This is a genomic window from Marinilactibacillus sp. XAAS-LB27 (assembly GCF_036039175.1).
Taxonomy (GTDB): domain Bacteria; phylum Bacillota; class Bacilli; order Lactobacillales; family Carnobacteriaceae_A; genus Marinilactibacillus.
The window spans coordinates 276,540-293,621 of the sequence record NZ_JAYXKP010000001.1; the positions used below are offsets into that span (position 1 = coordinate 276,540).

Here is a 17,082-nt window from a genome sequence, read left to right on the forward strand (position 1 = left end):
GAGTACATTCATCAACCATTTTCAAATGATTGTACTCTTTGACTTTTCTATTCTTTCAAATTGAAAGGTGGTATGATGTGTGATGGATACAAGAGACATGCAAAAAGAAGTAGATGATTACATAAATCAATTCAAGACGGGATACTTTTCACCGCTTGGACAGCTAGCAAGACTTACAGAGGAAGTAGGAGAATTAGCTAGAGAGATCAGTCATAACTATGGAGAAAAGCAGAAAAAGCCAGAAGAGACAGAGAAAAAGCTGGAAGAAGAACTCGGTGATGTTTTGTTTGTCATCATCACCCTGGCAAATTCTCTTGAGATTGATCTTTCAAAAGCTTTCGAGCTAACGATGAATAAATTCAACACCCGAGATCGTGATCGTTTTGAACGAATCGATGACGAATCAATTTAGTGTGTTTAAAAAGGAGAGAATGGTTGTGCGCTAGTCCATGTTCTAGATACAACCGTACTATCATGCAAAATAAACTAGTTTTAACAGAAGTTTTCACAAATGCATTACCCGTTTTGGAAGTTCTCGAGCAAGCTGGATTTGAAGCTTATTTTGTTGGCGGTAGTGTGCGAGATGCTATGCTCGGTAAAGACGTCAACGATGTCGACATTGCTACAAGTGCATTTCCTAACGAAATCCAAGCTTTATTCAAAAAAACAATAGATGTTGGGATAGAGCACGGTACGGTCATGGTACTATGGGAAAAAGAGACTTATGAAATCACGACATTTAGAACCGAATCGACTTACCAAGACTTTAGACGTCCAGATTCGGTTACTTTTGTGCGTTCATTAGCAGAAGACTTGAAAAGAAGAGATTTTACCATTAACGCTTTGGCAATGGATAAAGACGGATGTATAACTGATTTGTTTGATGGCATTGATGACTTGAATCATCAAGTCATTCGAGCAGTAGGCGTACCTGATGAACGTTTCGGTGAAGATGCGCTGAGAATGATGAGAGCTACAAGATTCTCGGCTCAACTTGGATTTGATATTGAAGAAGAGACCGTTCTAGCATTGAAAAAAAATACTTCTTTACTTGAACATATTGCTATAGAACGGATCCAAATAGAATTTATTAAAATGTGCCTTGGCCAATTCAAATATAAAGGACTGACATATTTTGTTAAGTCAGACTTGTATGAATTTTGTCCTGGTCTTAATAAAGAAGCTTTAAAGAAATTTTCTGCAATTGAGCATTCTTTAGATAACGAGAGACAAATCTGGGCTACGTATCTATTGCTAGACGAATATGTTCCGAATCAAATTAATGCTTTTATGAAATCATGGAAATTGTCGAACAAACTTATCCAGCAAGTAGCGTCTTTGTTCCAATCGGTAAACTATAGAATAGAGTCTTCTGCAGACTTGCTCTATATCTATCGTCTGGGAAAAGAATTAGCCCTTGAAACTGAGAACATACTTCACTACTTGCAGTATCCATCTGATCCAGAAGCTGTCCTCTTTATCTATGAGACTTTACCGATTCACTCTAAGCAGGATCTGGCAGTAACAGGAAAGGATCTACTTAAGCTAACGAATTCAAAAGCTGGTAAATGGCTAGGAGATGCTTTGAAACATATCGAAGAAGCGGTCGTACTTGGAAAACTCAATAATTCGAAACAAGAGATTATTACTTGGACAAAACAGCAAGCGCTGATTCCAGAAACAGACAACAACTAAACTGAGAATAACTTTGAGGTTATTGGGAAGGAGGGGAATATGAAGAAAGATCAAATTTATGCAATTGTAGATATTGAATCAACTGGTGGAAGTATTGGTAAAGATCGGATGATTCAATTTGCTTGTGTACTGATGAAAAATGGAGAAATCATTGAAACTTTTGATACCTTCGTAAATCCTCTTAAAAGTGTCCCTAAGCGTATTCAGGAATTGACAGGCATTCATCCTAGAGAGTTGAAAACAGCGCCTTATTTTGAAGATATCGCCTTTTTATTACGTAATATGTTGGAAGAAACAATATTTGTTGCACATAATGTAGGGTTTGACTTTCAATTTTTAAATGAAGAATTTAAAAGAGTCGGTGTGCCTGAACTAACGATTCCTGCTATAGATACGGTGCAACTTTCCCAAGTCGTTTTTCCGACATCAAATAGTTACGCACTTCAAGAAATTGTTGAGTGGCTTGGATATGATCTGGATCGTCCGCACAATGCGCTTTTTGATGCAGAAGCAACAGGGTTCTTGTTGAACCAGATAGACTCAAAACTTCGAACGCTCCCTCTGACAACGGTGGAGAAATTAGCAGAACTTTCCGTATACTGTATTGCAGAAACGCGTTTGTTTTTTGAAGAGGCTCTAGAAGAAATGAAGTCACAACCGACAGATTTAAATCAGCGATTGATTGTTGTTGAAGGTATTGCGATTCAAGATCCTTCAATTTCAATTAATGCGTATAACTATAGAATAGATAAACAGTATCCGGCTTCCTCACTAGACAAAATCAATTTATTGGATGAGCAGTATTCTAAAAGAGACGTTCAAGAAGAAATGATGGATAGTGTTTACCATTATTTAAAAGATTCTTCTCCAAAATCTGGCCTGGCGATTGAAGCCCCTCCGGGTACAGGAAAATCTCTTGGATACCTATTACCGGCTAGCTTTGAAGCGAGTCCAGAAGAACCAATTTTGATTAGTACTAAAACAACAGTGTTACAGCGTCAAATGATTGAAGAGAGTCTTGCTTACCTAGAAAGACTCGTACCTTTTGAACTAGCCATTGCTTCAGTAAAAGGAAAATACAATTATCTTTCCTTAGCCAATTTTGATTATAAATTGAGTGTAATTAATAAAGAGGATATTGAAACGCTTTTCAGTATGCGTGTTCTGGTCTGGTTGACTGAAACAGTCACTGGAGATATCGACGAAATCGGTGCAGGTGGACATAGTAGCCATGATTTTTGGTCTGAGGTCCGTATAGGTAGATCTGAACTTTCAAAAGATCGAATGGAGAAATGGGCAGCTTATGACTTTTTCTTGCGTGCAGAAAAAAGACTCAAACAAGCTTCTATTATCGTTACGAATCATGCTTTTCTCGTTCAGGACTGGAAAAAAGAGCAGCAGTTATTTTCTAATGTCAAAAAGCTGATTATAGATGAAGCGCATTTCTTTCCAGACATTATTCAAGACGCTGCTAATACCTCCATATCAGCTGGATCCTTCGCTACGCATTTAAAGAAATTGGGTAGTCAAGATAGAGAGCAAACGATTATAGCTATGCTGTATAATTTAGCGGCTAGAGATGTGATTAAAGATTATCAAGTACGGGCGATTGAATCTAATCGACAGTTATTTGAATCTGAATGGAATGACTTTATTGATCAGTGGATCAGTCAGTTATCAATACCGATTGAACCGGCACAATCTATCGTTAAATGGAAAGAACAATCTATTCAGCTATCGAACTTAACGATTTCTTTGAAGCGCCAACTAAAAGAACTGACGAGACTGATATACGAAATCGTTTATGTAGGAAATCATATTTATCAAAGCAGTGAATTAGAGGCTAAGAGTCTAACCGCTACTGAAAAATTTAATTTAGGTATTTTTAAAGAGATTCTTGATACAATTTCTGAGGATGCTCATCGTTTAAAAACAGTATTCAACCAGAATGATCATGCAGATTATTCTTGGATTTCCTATTACTCTAAACATCCGGAAAAAACATTGAGATTTCATCGAGCGAGTTTTGAAGTAGAAGAAGAACTCCAAAACCAATTGGAGCGTTACACCCATGCAATCTATACAAGTAGTTCGCTGTCTTATGATGGTTCCATTGATTTCTTTAGAAAACAAATTGCTTCAGAAAATTTAGAATTTATCGAACTTTCTTCTCCGTATCATTATGACGAACAGGTCAGAGTCTACGTACCAGAACAGGCGAAATCCTTTTCTGATTATACAAAAGAAGACTTTTTAAAGTATCTGATCGATTCGATCGATCAATCTGTTAAACGAACTTCAGAGAATGCTTTAATCCTTTTTAAATCAAATGATTCTTTGCAACAGGTTTATAGAGGATTACAAAGCAAAAAATCTCTCGAAAAGAAATTGATATTAGCTCAAAATTTATCTGGAACGAAGTCAAAGCTAATCAAGCAATTCAAGAAAAGTAAAAACGCCATTTTACTTGGTGCAGATACGTTCTGGGAAGGTGTTGATCTTCCTGGTGAAACTTTAAAAATTGTAATTGTTACAAAGCTTCCTTTTGATTCACCAGACCAACCATCTGTTAAATTAAGGCTGAAAAAATTAACGGATCAGAACCAAAATGCTTTTGTTCAAGACATGTTACCTCGAGCTGTTATGAGGTTAAAACAAGGTTTTGGACGTCTCATTCGATCTGAGAGTGATAAAGGAGTATTGATTGTCTTGGACTACCGCTTTCTTCATTCAAGTTATGCGAATGTCTTAAGACAAGCGTTACCAAAAGAAGTTGAGGTCGAAAAAATAGACTTATCTCAGATGGCCGAGAAAGTAGAAGACTTTTTAGGGAAATAGTGAATGTGAAACAGAATGTGTTACCGGATATTTATTTCCATTCATTATTTTGCTATACTTAGATAGTTGAAAATTTGGACTGCGAGGAAATTACTGTGAAAAAATTCTTTATAGGACTTTCTGTTTTTCTAATTGTACTAATCATTGGTTCAGTTGTTATATACAGACGATCCGTTGCGCTATACAACGATACCGAAGAACAAGCTATTGAATACGCCATAGCTAACTCTGAAATCGTTTCAGCAACAGACTTTTACTGGTATAACGATACAGAAACTACCTTTACTGTCGTAGGTGAAACGGAAGAAGGCGAGTCTCTTGTCGTTTTTACAAACCAGGAAACTCAGGAAACAACAACTCTGAATATCTCAGATACAATTCCTAAACAGCAAGCCGTCCAATTGACTCGTGAAGCTAGACAGCCTAAAAAAATACTAAACGCTCGAATGGGTATAGATAATCAAAGGCCCGTATGGGAAATTAGTTACCGTAATCAAAATGGACGATTAGGCTATTATATCCTTTCGCTGCAAGATGGCGAATGGATCCGCACAATCGATAATATTTAAATTTAAAAATTGAATTAGGATAAGGAGATTGAACATTGAAAAAAATCAGAATCATAGAAGCATCTAAGCATATCGGTGAAAAAGTAACCATAGGAGCTTGGATCGCAAATAAAAGATCAAGTGGGAAAATTGCCTTCCTGCAATTAAGAGATGGATCTGCTTATTTTCAAGGTGTTGTCATCAAAAGTGATGTAGAAGAAACGGTTTTTGAACAGGCTAAAAACTTAACACAAGAAACTTCGGTTTGGATCACAGGTACGATTCAAGAAGATACACGTTCTAAATTTGGTTATGAAATTCATGTCGAGGGTATTGAAGTCATTAGTGAATCTAAAGACTATCCTATTACACCAAAAGAACATGGAACAGAATTCTTAATGGATCATCGTCACTTATGGTTACGTTCTTCTAAACAGCATGCGATCATGCAAATTCGTAATGAAGTGATTCGTGCTACTTACGAATTCTTCAACAAAGAAGGTTTCTTAAAAGTTGATCCGCCTATCTTAACGGGTAATGCAGCAGAAGATACGACTGAGTTATTCCATACGAAATATTTTGAATATGATGCTTACTTGTCACAAAGTGGTCAACTTTACATGGAAGCAGCTGCGATGGCATTAGGAAAAGTATTTTCATTTGGACCAACGTTCAGAGCTGAAAAGTCTAAAACGAGACGCCATTTAATTGAATTTTGGATGATTGAACCTGAGATGGCTTTTATGGATCAAGATCAGTCTTTAGAAATTCAAGAACAATATGTTGCTTACCTAGTACAAAGTGTTCTAGATAACTGTGATATGGCACTTGACGTATTAGACCGCGATAAAGACTTATTGAAAAAATATACTCGTTTACCTTATCCTCGTATTTCATATGATGAAGCCGTTGAATTACTTCAGAAAAATGATTTTAATACGACTTGGGGTGAAGATTTTGGATCACCAGAAGAAACGTTCATTGCAAACCAGTACGATCAACCCGTATTCATTTTAAATTATCCAAAAGCAATTAAACCTTTTTATATGAAACCACATCCAGATCGCGAAGATATCGTTCTTTGTGCGGATATGATTGCTCCAGAAGGTTACGGAGAAATCATTGGTGGTAGTCAACGTGAAGATAACTATGAGGCATTAGAAAAAGAACTTGAGAAGCATAATTTAGCCATTAAAGATTACGAATGGTACCTTGATTTGCGTAAATACGGTAGTGTACCGCATTCAGGATTCGGATTAGGTCTTGAACGTGTGATTACTTGGTTATCAGGAACAGAGCACATTAGAGAATCGATTCCATTCCCACGTTTATTGAATAGAATCTACCCGTAAAGTGACTTGGAAGGGTGAAAACGTTGAACGAAGCATTAATGAAAAAGTGGTTAAAGTCTAAAAACGTTTCGATTTCTACCCTTTTACTTGAAAATTACAAAAAAATTGGATTAACTAATGACCAGCTCGTTTTCCTGATACAATTAAAATCTTTCGTTGATCAAGGAGAAGGGTTTCCTGACGTCTCTTTAATTGCAGAACGGATGGAGCTGACACGAGAAGCTGCATTCAAGGAAATTCACAACTTGATCAATAAGAGTGTCTTATCAATTGATACTAAAACTGGACAAGATGGTAAGAGTCAAGATGAGCTTTCATTTGATCTCCTTTGGGAAAAACTGATCTTGCTTATGAAACAGGATCAGGAGCGTCAGGCACAAGAAACATCTGGGCTGACTTCAAAGGATTTATATAATTTATTTGAGCAAGAATTCGGCAGACCATTATCTCCAATTGAAATCCAAACGTTAAATATGTGGATCGATGAAGACCATTACGATCCTGAACTGATTCAAATGGCTTTGAGAGAAGCGGTATTGAGTCAAGTTTATAGTCTTAAATATATTGATCGTATCTTACTGAGCTGGGAAAAGAAAAATATTAAGAATAAAGATCAGGTGCTTAAAGAATCTCAAAATCACAGAAATAATCAAAATAAAACAAATGATTCTGGTCAAGAACAAGCCTCTTCTAAGCCTGTTCCCATGTATGACTGGCTCAAAGAATACAAAGATTAAAGAGTTGAAAAGGAGCTTTTCATGTCTGAAAGTGACGTTTTACTGACTAGTACAGAGACGACTAAGTTAATTGAAGCTATGGGAAAGTTATTTCCGAATGCTAAAGCTGAGTTGAACCACAAGAATTCCTTTGAACTGCTTATCTCTGTCATAATGAGTGCGCAGACAACAGATATCGCTGTAAACAAAGTGACGCCAGCACTCTTCGAAGCTTATCCTACCCCTGAATTGATGATGGAGGCTCCACTAGATGACATCATGAATAAGATCAAAACCATTGGACTTTACCGTAATAAGGCAAAATTCGTTAAAAACTGTTCTCGTGAATTGATCGAACGCTTTGATGGGATTGTACCGTCTACCCATAAAGAGTTGGAAAGTTTGCCAGGCGTTGGACGAAAAACAGCTAATGTAGTGATGAGTGTTGCTTTCGATAAACCAGCTATTGCTGTTGATACACATGTAGAAAGAATTAGTAAAAAATTCAATATTTGTTCGCAGCAGGCAACCGTTCGACAAGTAGAAGATAGCTTAATGGAAAAAATACCAGAAGATTTGTGGAGTATTGCCCATCATCGTATGATCTTTTTCGGGCGCTATCAATGTCCTGCAAGAACGCATGATCATAATCAATGTATTCAGCGAATCAAAGAAAATTTATAACCAAAAGGCAGAGTATGATGTACTCTGTCTTTTTTTTAGAATGAAACTCAACTGAAGAATTTCTCTAATTCTTTCAAATACGTTATACTAATAGCATAAATCTTTCCATCATTTTACTTATTAAGATCATTAAAGGGGGATCCGTATGGATAATCATCAACAGACTTCGAGATTAGAGCAAGTTCAAGAACAATACAAGGCTTATCAAAATAAACCATTTGAAATTACGATAGCAAGGGGTATTCCATCTACTAAGCAATTAGAGTTAGCAAAACCTTTGTTAGAAAAAATGGAAGGTTCCGATTGGCTTAGTGAAGATGAACAAGATATTCGTAACTACGGTGGATTGATGGGAATCAAGGAAGCTAGATCACTTTTTGGTGATTTATTAGGTACGTCGATTGAAGAAACCATTGTAGCAGGAAATTCCAGTCTTCAATTAATGTATAGTGTGCTCGTCATGCAAATGTTCACTGGCAAGTCAAAATGGAGTAATGAAGAAAAAGTCAAGTTCCTTTGTCCAAGTCCTGGATACGATAGACATTTTTCTATGCTCGAAAGGTTAGGCATTGAGATGATCCCAGTAGAACTGACTGGTTCAGGACCTGATATGGAAGTAGTAGAAAAAATCGTTTCACAAGATTCTTCCATTAAGGGTATTTTCTGTGTTCCTACGTATAGCAATCCTACTGGCGAAACGTATTCTGATGAAGTCGTTGAACGCTTAGCGGATATGCACACGGCAGCGGATGACTTTCTGATCATGTGGGATAATGCTTATACTGTTCACCATTTGTTTGATGAAAAAGAACAAGCAATCAACATATTAGAAGCCTGCAAAGAAGCTGGCGTGCCCGATCGTCCCTTTATGTTCGTGTCCACTTCTAAAATGACTTTTCCAGGTGCTGGTGTTGCTGCAGTAGGCGCTTCAGAGACAAATATCCTAAGATTCGCTGAAGAGCTTAGCAAACAAATTATTAGTTTTGATAAGCTGAATCAGAAGAGACACGTGGACTTTTTGAAAGGTCAAGAAACGATAGCAGCGTTGATGGAGAAACATGCAGACATCTTGCGCCCTAAATTTGAATGGATACAAGCGATTTTCGAAGCATACTTCGGAGGAGAGAGAAGTCAATTTCTGAAATGGACAGAACCCAAAGGTGGATACTTTGTTCACCTTACAACTGCAAATGGTTGTGCAACCGAAATAGTGGACAAAATGAAGCAAATTGGAATACAATTAACTCCAGCGAATGCAACTTATCCATACGGTATCAATCCTCTTGATAATAGTATCAGACTGGCACCAAGTTATATCGGATTAGATAAACTGGAAGTTGCTTTAGAGGCTTTGTGTACTTGCGTTGAGCTCGTGACACTTGAGAAATATGGAGAAAATTTTATAGGAGGCGAATAACAATATGTCAAAAGGAAGTTTTGGATTAGGCGTTATTTTAGGAAGTACGATAGGGGTAGCTTCAGCTTACTTATTAGCTCAGAAGTCTGGAGAGGCTCTTCAAGAAGATATCAAAGATAAAGCAAATGATTCCAAAAATAAGATGGTGATCAAGCTAGATGAAATGTTAGATGAAGCAGAAATTACCTTATCTGAAAAATTGACAGATACGGACTCTTACAATCCACCTGTTCAATATGAGGTTACACCAGAGACGGTCGCTGCACCTCCAGAAAACACAGCACTAGTAGACGATCCTATCGTTGTACCCGACGTTAAACTATAAATATTTTGGTTTAGATAAAATATAGAACTTTGATGAACGTATTTTCGACATATTTTAGCTCGAAGATACTAAATCAAGGTTCTTTTTTTGTTTAAATTTCCATCGTTATGTATAAAAATTCAAATAAATAGCTTCAGAGTGAATCTTTTACCATTTGTTCCTTTTGATTGTTTTTCCAAGTAAAAGTCTTTATTATAATAATTATAACTACTTGCTACAGGAGGACAAAAATGAGTATGATCTTCAACGTGAAATCTGAAATTACTAAATTAAATTCTGTTTTATTAAAACGACCTGGTAAAGAAGTAGAGAATCTGACCCCTAATACAATGCATGATCTTTTGTTTGATGATATTCCCTATTTACCAATTATACAACAAGAACATGATGCCTTTGCACAGCTTTTAAGAGACAATGGTTCAGAAGTTTTGTATCTTGAAAATCTTGTCGCAGAAGCAATTGACGCTGCTGGAATTAGAGAAATGGTCATTGATAAATTCATGACTGAGTCTGGAGTTTACGAGTCAGATATAACAAAGGAATTAAAAAATTATCTGATGACATTTTCTACGCAAGACCTAGTTGATAAAATTATGGGTGGCGTACGTAATGATGAAATTGATATTGATTCGAACTCATTATCTTGGATAGCTGATCATGAGAAGAGTTCTTTATTTTTAATGCAACCAATGCCTAATTTGTATTATACGAGGGATCCGGCAAATATACTGGATAATGGAATTTCTATTAATAATATGACATATAAGGCCAGAAAACGTGAATCTTTATTCATAGATATTATTGTTAAATATCATCCTGAATTTAAGCAGTCTAACTTGGAAGTCTGGAGAGACAGAACCGTTTCTACTTCGATTGAAGGAGGAGATGTACTCGTATTGAGTGACGATGTATTAGCAATTGGTATTTCCCAGAGAACTTCGGGTCTTGCCATTGAAGAACTGGCGCGAACCTTATTCGAAAAGCATGCGACCTTCTCAAAAGTTGTTGCGATTGAAATCCCCAGAGTTCGTGCAATGATGCATCTGGACACGGTCTTTACAATGATTGATAAAGATAAATTTACAATTCATCCAGGAATTCAGGGACTTGATGGTAAAATGTCTGTTTATATCTTAGAACCCGGCAAGTCAGACAGTGAGATCCACTTAACTCTGCATTCAGATTTGACTGAAGTGCTTAAACAAGTGTTAAACCTATCTGAGATTGCTTTGATTCCTTGTGGGGGTGGCGATGCTATCGCTGCGCCTCGAGAACAATGGAACGATGGATCAAACACTTTAGCCATTGAACCTGGTGTAGTCGTCACATACAATCGTAATTACGTATCAAATGATCTTATGAGAGAACACGGTGTTAAAGTATTGGAAATCCCTTCAAGTGAGCTATCAAGAGGTCGTGGCGGACCCAGATGTATGAGTATGCCTTTGAATAGAGACTAATTAAAAAAACCATCTTAGATTACCTTGTATGGTAATGCCAAGATGGTTTTCTTTTGCAATTTTAAGATTGTTTTTTTCCGTCTTTAGTGTATGAAATAACATTAGATTCTTTGTTATCCGCAATTTCTTTGGCGCGGTCTGTAGCATCCTTTTTTGTGTCAAACGTGGAATCTGGTCTTTGTGCTTCTTTTGTCTGAACTTTCCATTTATCATCTTCGAAGTATATCAGTACATCATTGTCTAGCAAATCGGCGTTACCAGCATGTTCATGGTCGTCATTTTTTCTCGGTTTCGGTTTTGAATCAAAAGCTTGTATTTCATCATGATCTGACTTCTCAAACCAGTCTTCTGCTTGGCTTATAGCGATTGGTATGGCACGATCTTCTGGATAATCATTGTCCAATAAGGCATTAGCAATGTCAATTGCCTTTTTGCGTACGACTTTTTTCAAATTCTTCATAGCATCTGGATAGTCTTTAGTATCCCATGGCATACAAATCATCCTTTCATATTTTCTGTTTTCGTTATATCATGAATATAGAATTAAGACGAATATTTAGACTTCATGTTTAGAGTAATATGAAGGAAAATAAGTAAAAGAGGTTACTATGAAAAAGATAGAAAAATCAGCTCATTTCCTAAGAGAAAATAGTGCGTTATTCCAATGTCCGGTATGTCAGAATGATTTCCTAGAAGTGAATAGCCATCAAATGATTTGCGTTCAAGGCCATTCATTCAACCTTTCCAAAAAAGGAACGGTTCATTTCCTTTTGAAACAGCCTCATAATGATTACGGTAGTGAAATGCTTAAATCTAGAAGAAGCATTGCCCAAGACGGTCTTTGGCATCCAATGCTGCAAAAAGTTCTTCAAGCTGTCTCAAAAAAAGATGGGGTTCATATGGATGTCGGCTGTGGAGAAGGTTCTCATCTTCACCATTTACATAAAATGGGGTTAGAAGGCGTAAAAATTGGTTTTGATATTTCTAAAGATGCAATCCAGCTGGCTGCTGCTTTATATACTGAAGCATTCTGGAGTGTGGCCGATTTGGCTCGTTCACCTTTTGCGTCTAATGCTTACGATACTATCTTCAATATTCTTTCCCCGTCAAATTATAGTGAATTTGATCGGTTGTTGAAAAAAGGCGGTCAGGTTATTAAAGTTATTCCATCGGAGCGTTATCTTATTGAAGTAAGAGAATTAACCGGGAATGACGAGAAACCTTATTCCAATCAAGATGTAGTAGAGAAATTCTTTGATCACTATCCAGATGCTGAAAGAATCAGTATCCAATATAAACATGATGTAAAACCATCTCTTGTTCCACTATTAGTTGAAATGACCCCACTAGGATGGAATGCAGCTGAACAGATTAATTTGGATGATCTGAAAAGTGTGACGGTTGAAATGGAAATATTAGTCGGTACTAAAGCGTAATTTCAAGTAGATAACTGCTTGAATAGATCTATTTCTATTTAAGAATGAATTTTCTGTAAACCCATTTACAAAAAGTTCACAATATTGTTGAACTTTACCTTAATTTCGAGATTAATTCCACCAGTACCTTGCATTCACTATATTCCAGTGTTATCATATGGAACATAAGCTGATTTGATTCATTGGTTTTTATCAGTCACCCCATCAGAAGCTGATAAAAAAATGTGAAATAGCAACAGCTTAATTAACGTATCGCTTCGCAGTGCTTGACACCGAGGCGATACGTTTTTTTGTGTAATTAATTTTACATTACGATATTTAAGTTCAAAGGAAAATACGTTATAATTTATACCGATTACCCATTTATGAAAGGAGGCACCCATAATGACTTTAGCGCTTAAAGAAAAAATACAATTGAAAGCTCAAGAAATTGGAATAGATAAAATTGGATTCACACATGCAGAGCCTTTTTATGACCTGGAAGATAAACTACATAAACAAAAAGAGAAAGGTCATACGTCTGGCTTTGAACATGATGTCATTGAAGAACGGATCTATCCTGATAGAATTTTTTCTGAGCCTAAGTCTATTATTGCGATAGCTGTAGCTTATCCTTCAAAGATGGGTACCAAGCCTCCGAGAGTTAAAGGGGAGAGACGTGGAGAATTTGCTCGAGCGTCATGGGGAACGGATTATCACGATGTACTAAGAGACCGAATGGATCGTTTAATTGAGTATATTCGAGAAGAGACAAGCTCAGAAACGGAGTTCAAGCCAATGGTGGATACAGGAGAGCTAGTTGATGTTGCAGTAGCTCAAAGGGCAGGACTTGGTTTTATCGGCAGAAATGGATTGCTGATCACAAAAGAGTTTGGGTCATATGTATATTTGGGTGAAATTATTACAAATATTGAATTTGATCCTGATGAAGAAGTCGCTTTCGGCTGCGGGGACTGTACTAGGTGTGTAACGGCTTGTCCTACTGGAGCGTTACTTGGTGACGGGCGAATGAATGCTCAGAAATGTCTTTCTTTCCAGACGCAAACTAAAGGCTACATGCCAAAAGAATATCGTCGAAGAATGGGCCATGTCATTTATGGTTGTGATATCTGTCAGATCGTATGTCCCTATAATAAAGGTATTGATTCTCATTTTCATGAAGAAATGGAACCCGAACCCGAAAAAACAATGCCGCTATTAAAACCCTTACTAACCATATCCAACAAGGAATTTAAAGAGACTTACGGAGAGATGTCAGGTTCATGGAGAGGGAAGAAGCCTCTGCAGAGAAATGCGATTATCGCACTAGCCAATTATCGTGACCGTACAGCAATTCCAGAGTTACTGAAAGTGGTTGATCAAGATCCACGTCCAATGATCAGGGGGACGGCTGCTTGGGCTATTTCCATGATCTTGAAAAGAGAAGCGAATCCAGATGTCATCTTTTTTCTTGAGGAAGCTTTGGCTAAAGAAACGGATCCAGAAACAATCGAAGAATTTGCTACAGCAATCGCTTCGATGAAGGAAAATCTGTAAAAGATAATGAATACATTTACAAATTAAGGAGATAATGAAATGCCGAATCATATCGTGTTATACGAACCACTTATACCAGCGAACACTGGTAATATTTCCAGAACTTGTGCAGGTACAAATACGCACTTACATTTGATCAAACCGTTAGGGTTTAGTACCGATGATAAACAATTAAAACGAGCAGGGCTTGATTACTGGAATGAAGTTGAAATCACTTACCATGAAAATCTGGAAGCCTTTATTGAGTATGCAAAAAACGGTAAATTCTATCTAATTTCTAAATTTGCAAATAAGGTTTATTCAGATGAAGACTTCACGGATACAACTCATGATCACTTTTTTATCTTTGGAAAAGAAACAACGGGGTTACCAGAAGTATTTATGAAAGAGTATGAGGAAGATTGCTTGCGTATTCCAATGAACGACCAGCATGTGCGGTCGTTGAACCTATCTAATACAGCGAACATTCTAATTTACGAAGCGCTTAGACAACAAAAATTCTTGGATCTTGAATTGACGCACACTTATGACAATGACAAATTGAAGTAACAAAAAAGACTTTCCTAAAAAGGAAAGTCTTTTTTGTTACATTTTATCAGGCGTTTCTACACCTAGTATTGTAAGGTCTTGTTTCAATAGCTCTGTAACAGCATAGACAAGAGCAAGTCTTGATTCTTTTTCTGGATGTTCATCCAACACTCGCACGTTAGCATAAAACTTATTGAAAGCCTGCGATAAATGAATCGAATGTTTAGCAATAATAGAAGGTTCATATTGCTTGTAAGCACGAATTAAAGTCGCAGGGAACTCTTGGATCAACTTAATGACTTCCCAGCTATAAGAGTCATTTAAGCTATAGTTTTCAGAAGTAGAGAACGATTCTTTTTCTGCTTTTTTAAGGATACTTAAACCACGGGCACGAGTATATTGCACATAAGGTCCTGTTTCACCCTCAAATTGAACCACTTCTTCGATTGTGAAGTCAAAATTATTTAAACGATCATTTTTAAGGTCATGGAAGACAACTGCACCAACACCAACTTGCTCGGCAACAACTTCTTTGTTTTCAAGCGAAGGATTTTTATCTTCAATTTGTTGAAGTGCTAGGCTCGAAGCTTCATTTAGGACTTCTTCTAGAAGTACGACTTTACCTTTTCTCGTAGATAGCTTTTTACCGTCTTTAGTAATTAAACCAAATGGAATATGGTGGATATTTTCAGCCCAGTCATAACCCATCTCCGAAAGAACGCCTTTTAATTGTTTGAAGTGGTTTGATTGTTCTTGACCAACGACATAAAGGGCTTGAGAGAAGTCATAGTTTTCCTTACGGTAGAGTGCAGCTGCTAAGTCTCTAGTCATATAAAGCGTTGCACCATCAGATTTCCTAATAAGGGCAGGGTTAAGGTTATATTTTTCAAGGTCAACAATATGTGCGCCTTGATTTAGCGTTAATAGATTTTTCTTATCTAATAACGAAACGACCGAATCCATTTTATCATTGTAAAAAGCTTCACCTTTATAAGAATCGAACTGAATATTCAAACGATCATAAACTTTTTGAAATTCAGCTAATGATTCTTCTCTGAACCATGTCCAAAGTGCAATAGCTTCTTCGTTACCATCTTCTAGCTTTTTAAACCAAGCACGGCCTTCATCTTCAAGTTCAGGATGTTTTTCAGCTTCTTCATGAAATAAGACATACAGTCTTAGTAATTCTTTGATTGGGTTCGCTCGAACGTCTTCTTCAGTACCCCATTTTTTGTATGCAGAGATTAGTTTACCGAATTGAGTTCCCCAGTCACCAAGGTAATTGATACGTACAGGATTATACCCAACTCTAGATAAAATATTAGACAAAGCATTACCAATAACGGTTGATCTTAAGTGACCCATGGACATCGGTTTGGCGATGTTAGGGGAGGACATATCAATAGGAACATTTTGACCATTACCAATATTGACTGCACCGTAGAGTTCCTTCTGCTCAAGAATTTCTTTTAGAACGAGCTGACTAACTTGATCTTTTTTCAAAAAGAAGTTCAGATAAGGACCGACTGTTTGAACTTTTTCGATAATTGGTGAAGAGACTTGATCTTGTAATTCAGCAGCGATTTGTGCTGGATTCTTTCGAAAGAGTTTAGCCAGTTGAAAAGTAGGGAAGGCTAAATCTCCATGTTCAACCATCTTTGGCTTTTCTAAAAGTTGATTAATTTCGTTTAATTCTAATTGATCTTTTAAGACGTCGTGTAGCGACTGGGCTACAAGCAATTTATAATCCAAAAAAATCCTCCTAATTTAAATTGTCCTATTTAATGGTTCAACGTATAAATCATTAACTATTCACTATTTCAGATGCATTTAAGTAGCAAATACCTATTTTTACGTTTATGCATAAGCATTTGTATTATAGCAAAGCTAGATACCTCTAGCAACAGTATTCGATCCCAAGTTGACCAGAAAGCGTTTTAATACAAATATAGTGAATTTCTATACGTAATCAGTTATAGTAGATAGTAACGAAATATCTTAAAAATGTACAAGTTGGAGTGACTTTATGAAAAAATCTGAACGACAAATGATGATTAAACAGATGGTGCTGAACGAAGAGATCGGAACACAAGACGATTTGTTGATTAGGCTTAAAGATAAAGGTCTAGAAGCAACTCAAGCAACGATTTCTCGAGATATAAAAGAATTGAATTTAGTTAAAACACCTAGTTCTAGAGGCGGAACCAAATACACGATTTATCAAAACAATCAACTCACAATAGAAGATAAACTTTCTTCTACTTTAAAAGAAGTTGTTGAATCGATTACCCGAGTACAATTCATGAATGTAGTAAAGACTATTCCAGGTAATGCACATGTAGTAGGTGCTTTAATGGATGATATCGATTTTTCCGAAGTAGTGGGTACGGTTGCAGGCAATGATACGATTATGATTATTTCAAAAGATGAAGAACAGGCGACCAATATGTATCAATACCTTTCAAAAAGAGCGAATTTACTTAATAGATAGACTATCCATTTATGTATATGAATAACTTAAAAATAACAAGCGCTATTATTTGTGTT

The 17,082-nt window shown here is 36.6% G+C and carries 16 protein-coding genes; 14 read left to right on the forward strand and 2 right to left on the reverse strand.

Going from position 1 to position 17,082, the window contains the following annotated elements:
- Window positions 1-82: 82 nt before the first annotated feature.
- From VXN63_RS01245 to arcA, 10 genes are all read left to right on the forward strand, one after another.
- The gene (locus tag VXN63_RS01245) at window positions 83-412 is read left to right on the forward strand and encodes a nucleotide pyrophosphohydrolase (protein WP_327756618.1); all 330 of its coding nucleotides are present in this window, start codon (window positions 83-85) and stop codon (window positions 410-412) included.
- A 62-nt stretch (window positions 413-474) separates the two neighbouring features.
- Window positions 475-1,695 (forward strand): CCA tRNA nucleotidyltransferase, encoded by a 1,221-nt coding sequence (locus VXN63_RS01250; protein ID WP_442915291.1) that lies wholly within the window; start codon window positions 475-477, stop codon window positions 1,693-1,695.
- A gap of 39 nt (window positions 1,696-1,734) precedes the next feature.
- Window positions 1,735-4,533: a helicase C-terminal domain-containing protein gene (locus tag VXN63_RS01255; RefSeq protein WP_327756157.1), complete on the forward strand. Its 2,799-nt coding sequence runs from the start codon at window positions 1,735-1,737 to the stop codon at window positions 4,531-4,533.
- A gap of 95 nt (window positions 4,534-4,628) precedes the next feature.
- A complete protein-coding gene (locus tag VXN63_RS01260; protein WP_327756158.1) occupies window positions 4,629-5,102 on the forward strand; it encodes a cell wall elongation regulator TseB-like domain-containing protein in 474 nt (157 codons plus the stop codon).
- A 35-nt stretch (window positions 5,103-5,137) separates the two neighbouring features.
- Window positions 5,138-6,433 carry an asparagine--tRNA ligase gene (gene asnS / locus VXN63_RS01265; protein WP_327756159.1) on the forward strand — a complete coding sequence of 432 codons (1,296 nt, stop codon included), beginning with the start codon at window positions 5,138-5,140 and terminating at the stop codon, window positions 6,431-6,433.
- Between the two features lie 23 nt (window positions 6,434-6,456).
- Window positions 6,457-7,170 (forward strand): DnaD domain-containing protein, encoded by a 714-nt coding sequence (locus tag VXN63_RS01270; RefSeq protein ID WP_327756160.1) that lies wholly within the window; start codon window positions 6,457-6,459, stop codon window positions 7,168-7,170.
- A gap of 21 nt (window positions 7,171-7,191) precedes the next feature.
- Complete coding sequence (nth, locus tag VXN63_RS01275) at window positions 7,192-7,833, forward strand: endonuclease III (protein ID WP_327756161.1); 642 nt, start codon at window positions 7,192-7,194, stop codon at window positions 7,831-7,833.
- A 145-nt stretch (window positions 7,834-7,978) separates the two neighbouring features.
- Window positions 7,979-9,250, forward strand: a complete 1,272-nt coding sequence (locus VXN63_RS01280; protein ID WP_327756162.1) for an aminotransferase class I/II-fold pyridoxal phosphate-dependent enzyme — start codon at window positions 7,979-7,981, stop codon at window positions 9,248-9,250.
- Between the two features lie 4 nt (window positions 9,251-9,254).
- Window positions 9,255-9,575 (forward strand): YtxH domain-containing protein, encoded by a 321-nt coding sequence (locus VXN63_RS01285; RefSeq protein ID WP_327756163.1) that lies wholly within the window; start codon window positions 9,255-9,257, stop codon window positions 9,573-9,575.
- A 230-nt stretch (window positions 9,576-9,805) separates the two neighbouring features.
- Complete coding sequence (arcA, locus tag VXN63_RS01290; RefSeq protein WP_327756164.1) at window positions 9,806-11,035, forward strand: arginine deiminase; 1,230 nt, start codon at window positions 9,806-9,808, stop codon at window positions 11,033-11,035.
- A gap of 61 nt (window positions 11,036-11,096) precedes the next feature.
- Here the strand turns inward: arcA and VXN63_RS01295 are convergent, their stop codons facing one another.
- Complete coding sequence (locus VXN63_RS01295) at window positions 11,097-11,528, reverse strand: DUF2188 domain-containing protein (RefSeq protein ID WP_327756165.1); 432 nt, start codon at window positions 11,526-11,528, stop codon at window positions 11,097-11,099.
- A 115-nt stretch (window positions 11,529-11,643) separates the two neighbouring features.
- Here VXN63_RS01295 and VXN63_RS01300 point away from each other — a divergent pair, with 115 nt between their 5' ends.
- From VXN63_RS01300 to trmL, 3 genes are all read left to right on the forward strand, one after another.
- Complete coding sequence (locus VXN63_RS01300; protein WP_327756166.1) at window positions 11,644-12,471, forward strand: methyltransferase domain-containing protein; 828 nt, start codon at window positions 11,644-11,646, stop codon at window positions 12,469-12,471.
- Window positions 12,472-12,855: 384 nt separating this feature from the next.
- Window positions 12,856-14,007 (forward strand): tRNA epoxyqueuosine(34) reductase QueG, encoded by a 1,152-nt coding sequence (gene queG / locus VXN63_RS01305; RefSeq protein WP_327756167.1) that lies wholly within the window; start codon window positions 12,856-12,858, stop codon window positions 14,005-14,007.
- A gap of 39 nt (window positions 14,008-14,046) precedes the next feature.
- A complete protein-coding gene (gene trmL / locus VXN63_RS01310; RefSeq protein ID WP_327756168.1) occupies window positions 14,047-14,556 on the forward strand; it encodes a tRNA (uridine(34)/cytosine(34)/5-carboxymethylaminomethyluridine(34)-2'-O)-methyltransferase TrmL in 510 nt (169 codons plus the stop codon).
- A gap of 36 nt (window positions 14,557-14,592) precedes the next feature.
- Here trmL and argS read toward each other — a convergent pair whose 3' ends face one another.
- Window positions 14,593-16,287, reverse strand: coding sequence for an arginine--tRNA ligase (argS, locus tag VXN63_RS01315; protein ID WP_327756169.1), 1,695 nt, complete (start codon window positions 16,285-16,287; stop codon window positions 14,593-14,595).
- A gap of 274 nt (window positions 16,288-16,561) precedes the next feature.
- On the opposite strand from argS, the gene argR reads away from it, so the two are divergent.
- Window positions 16,562-17,026, forward strand: a complete 465-nt coding sequence (argR, locus tag VXN63_RS01320; protein ID WP_327756170.1) for an arginine repressor — start codon at window positions 16,562-16,564, stop codon at window positions 17,024-17,026.
- Window positions 17,027-17,082 lie beyond the last annotated feature (56 nt).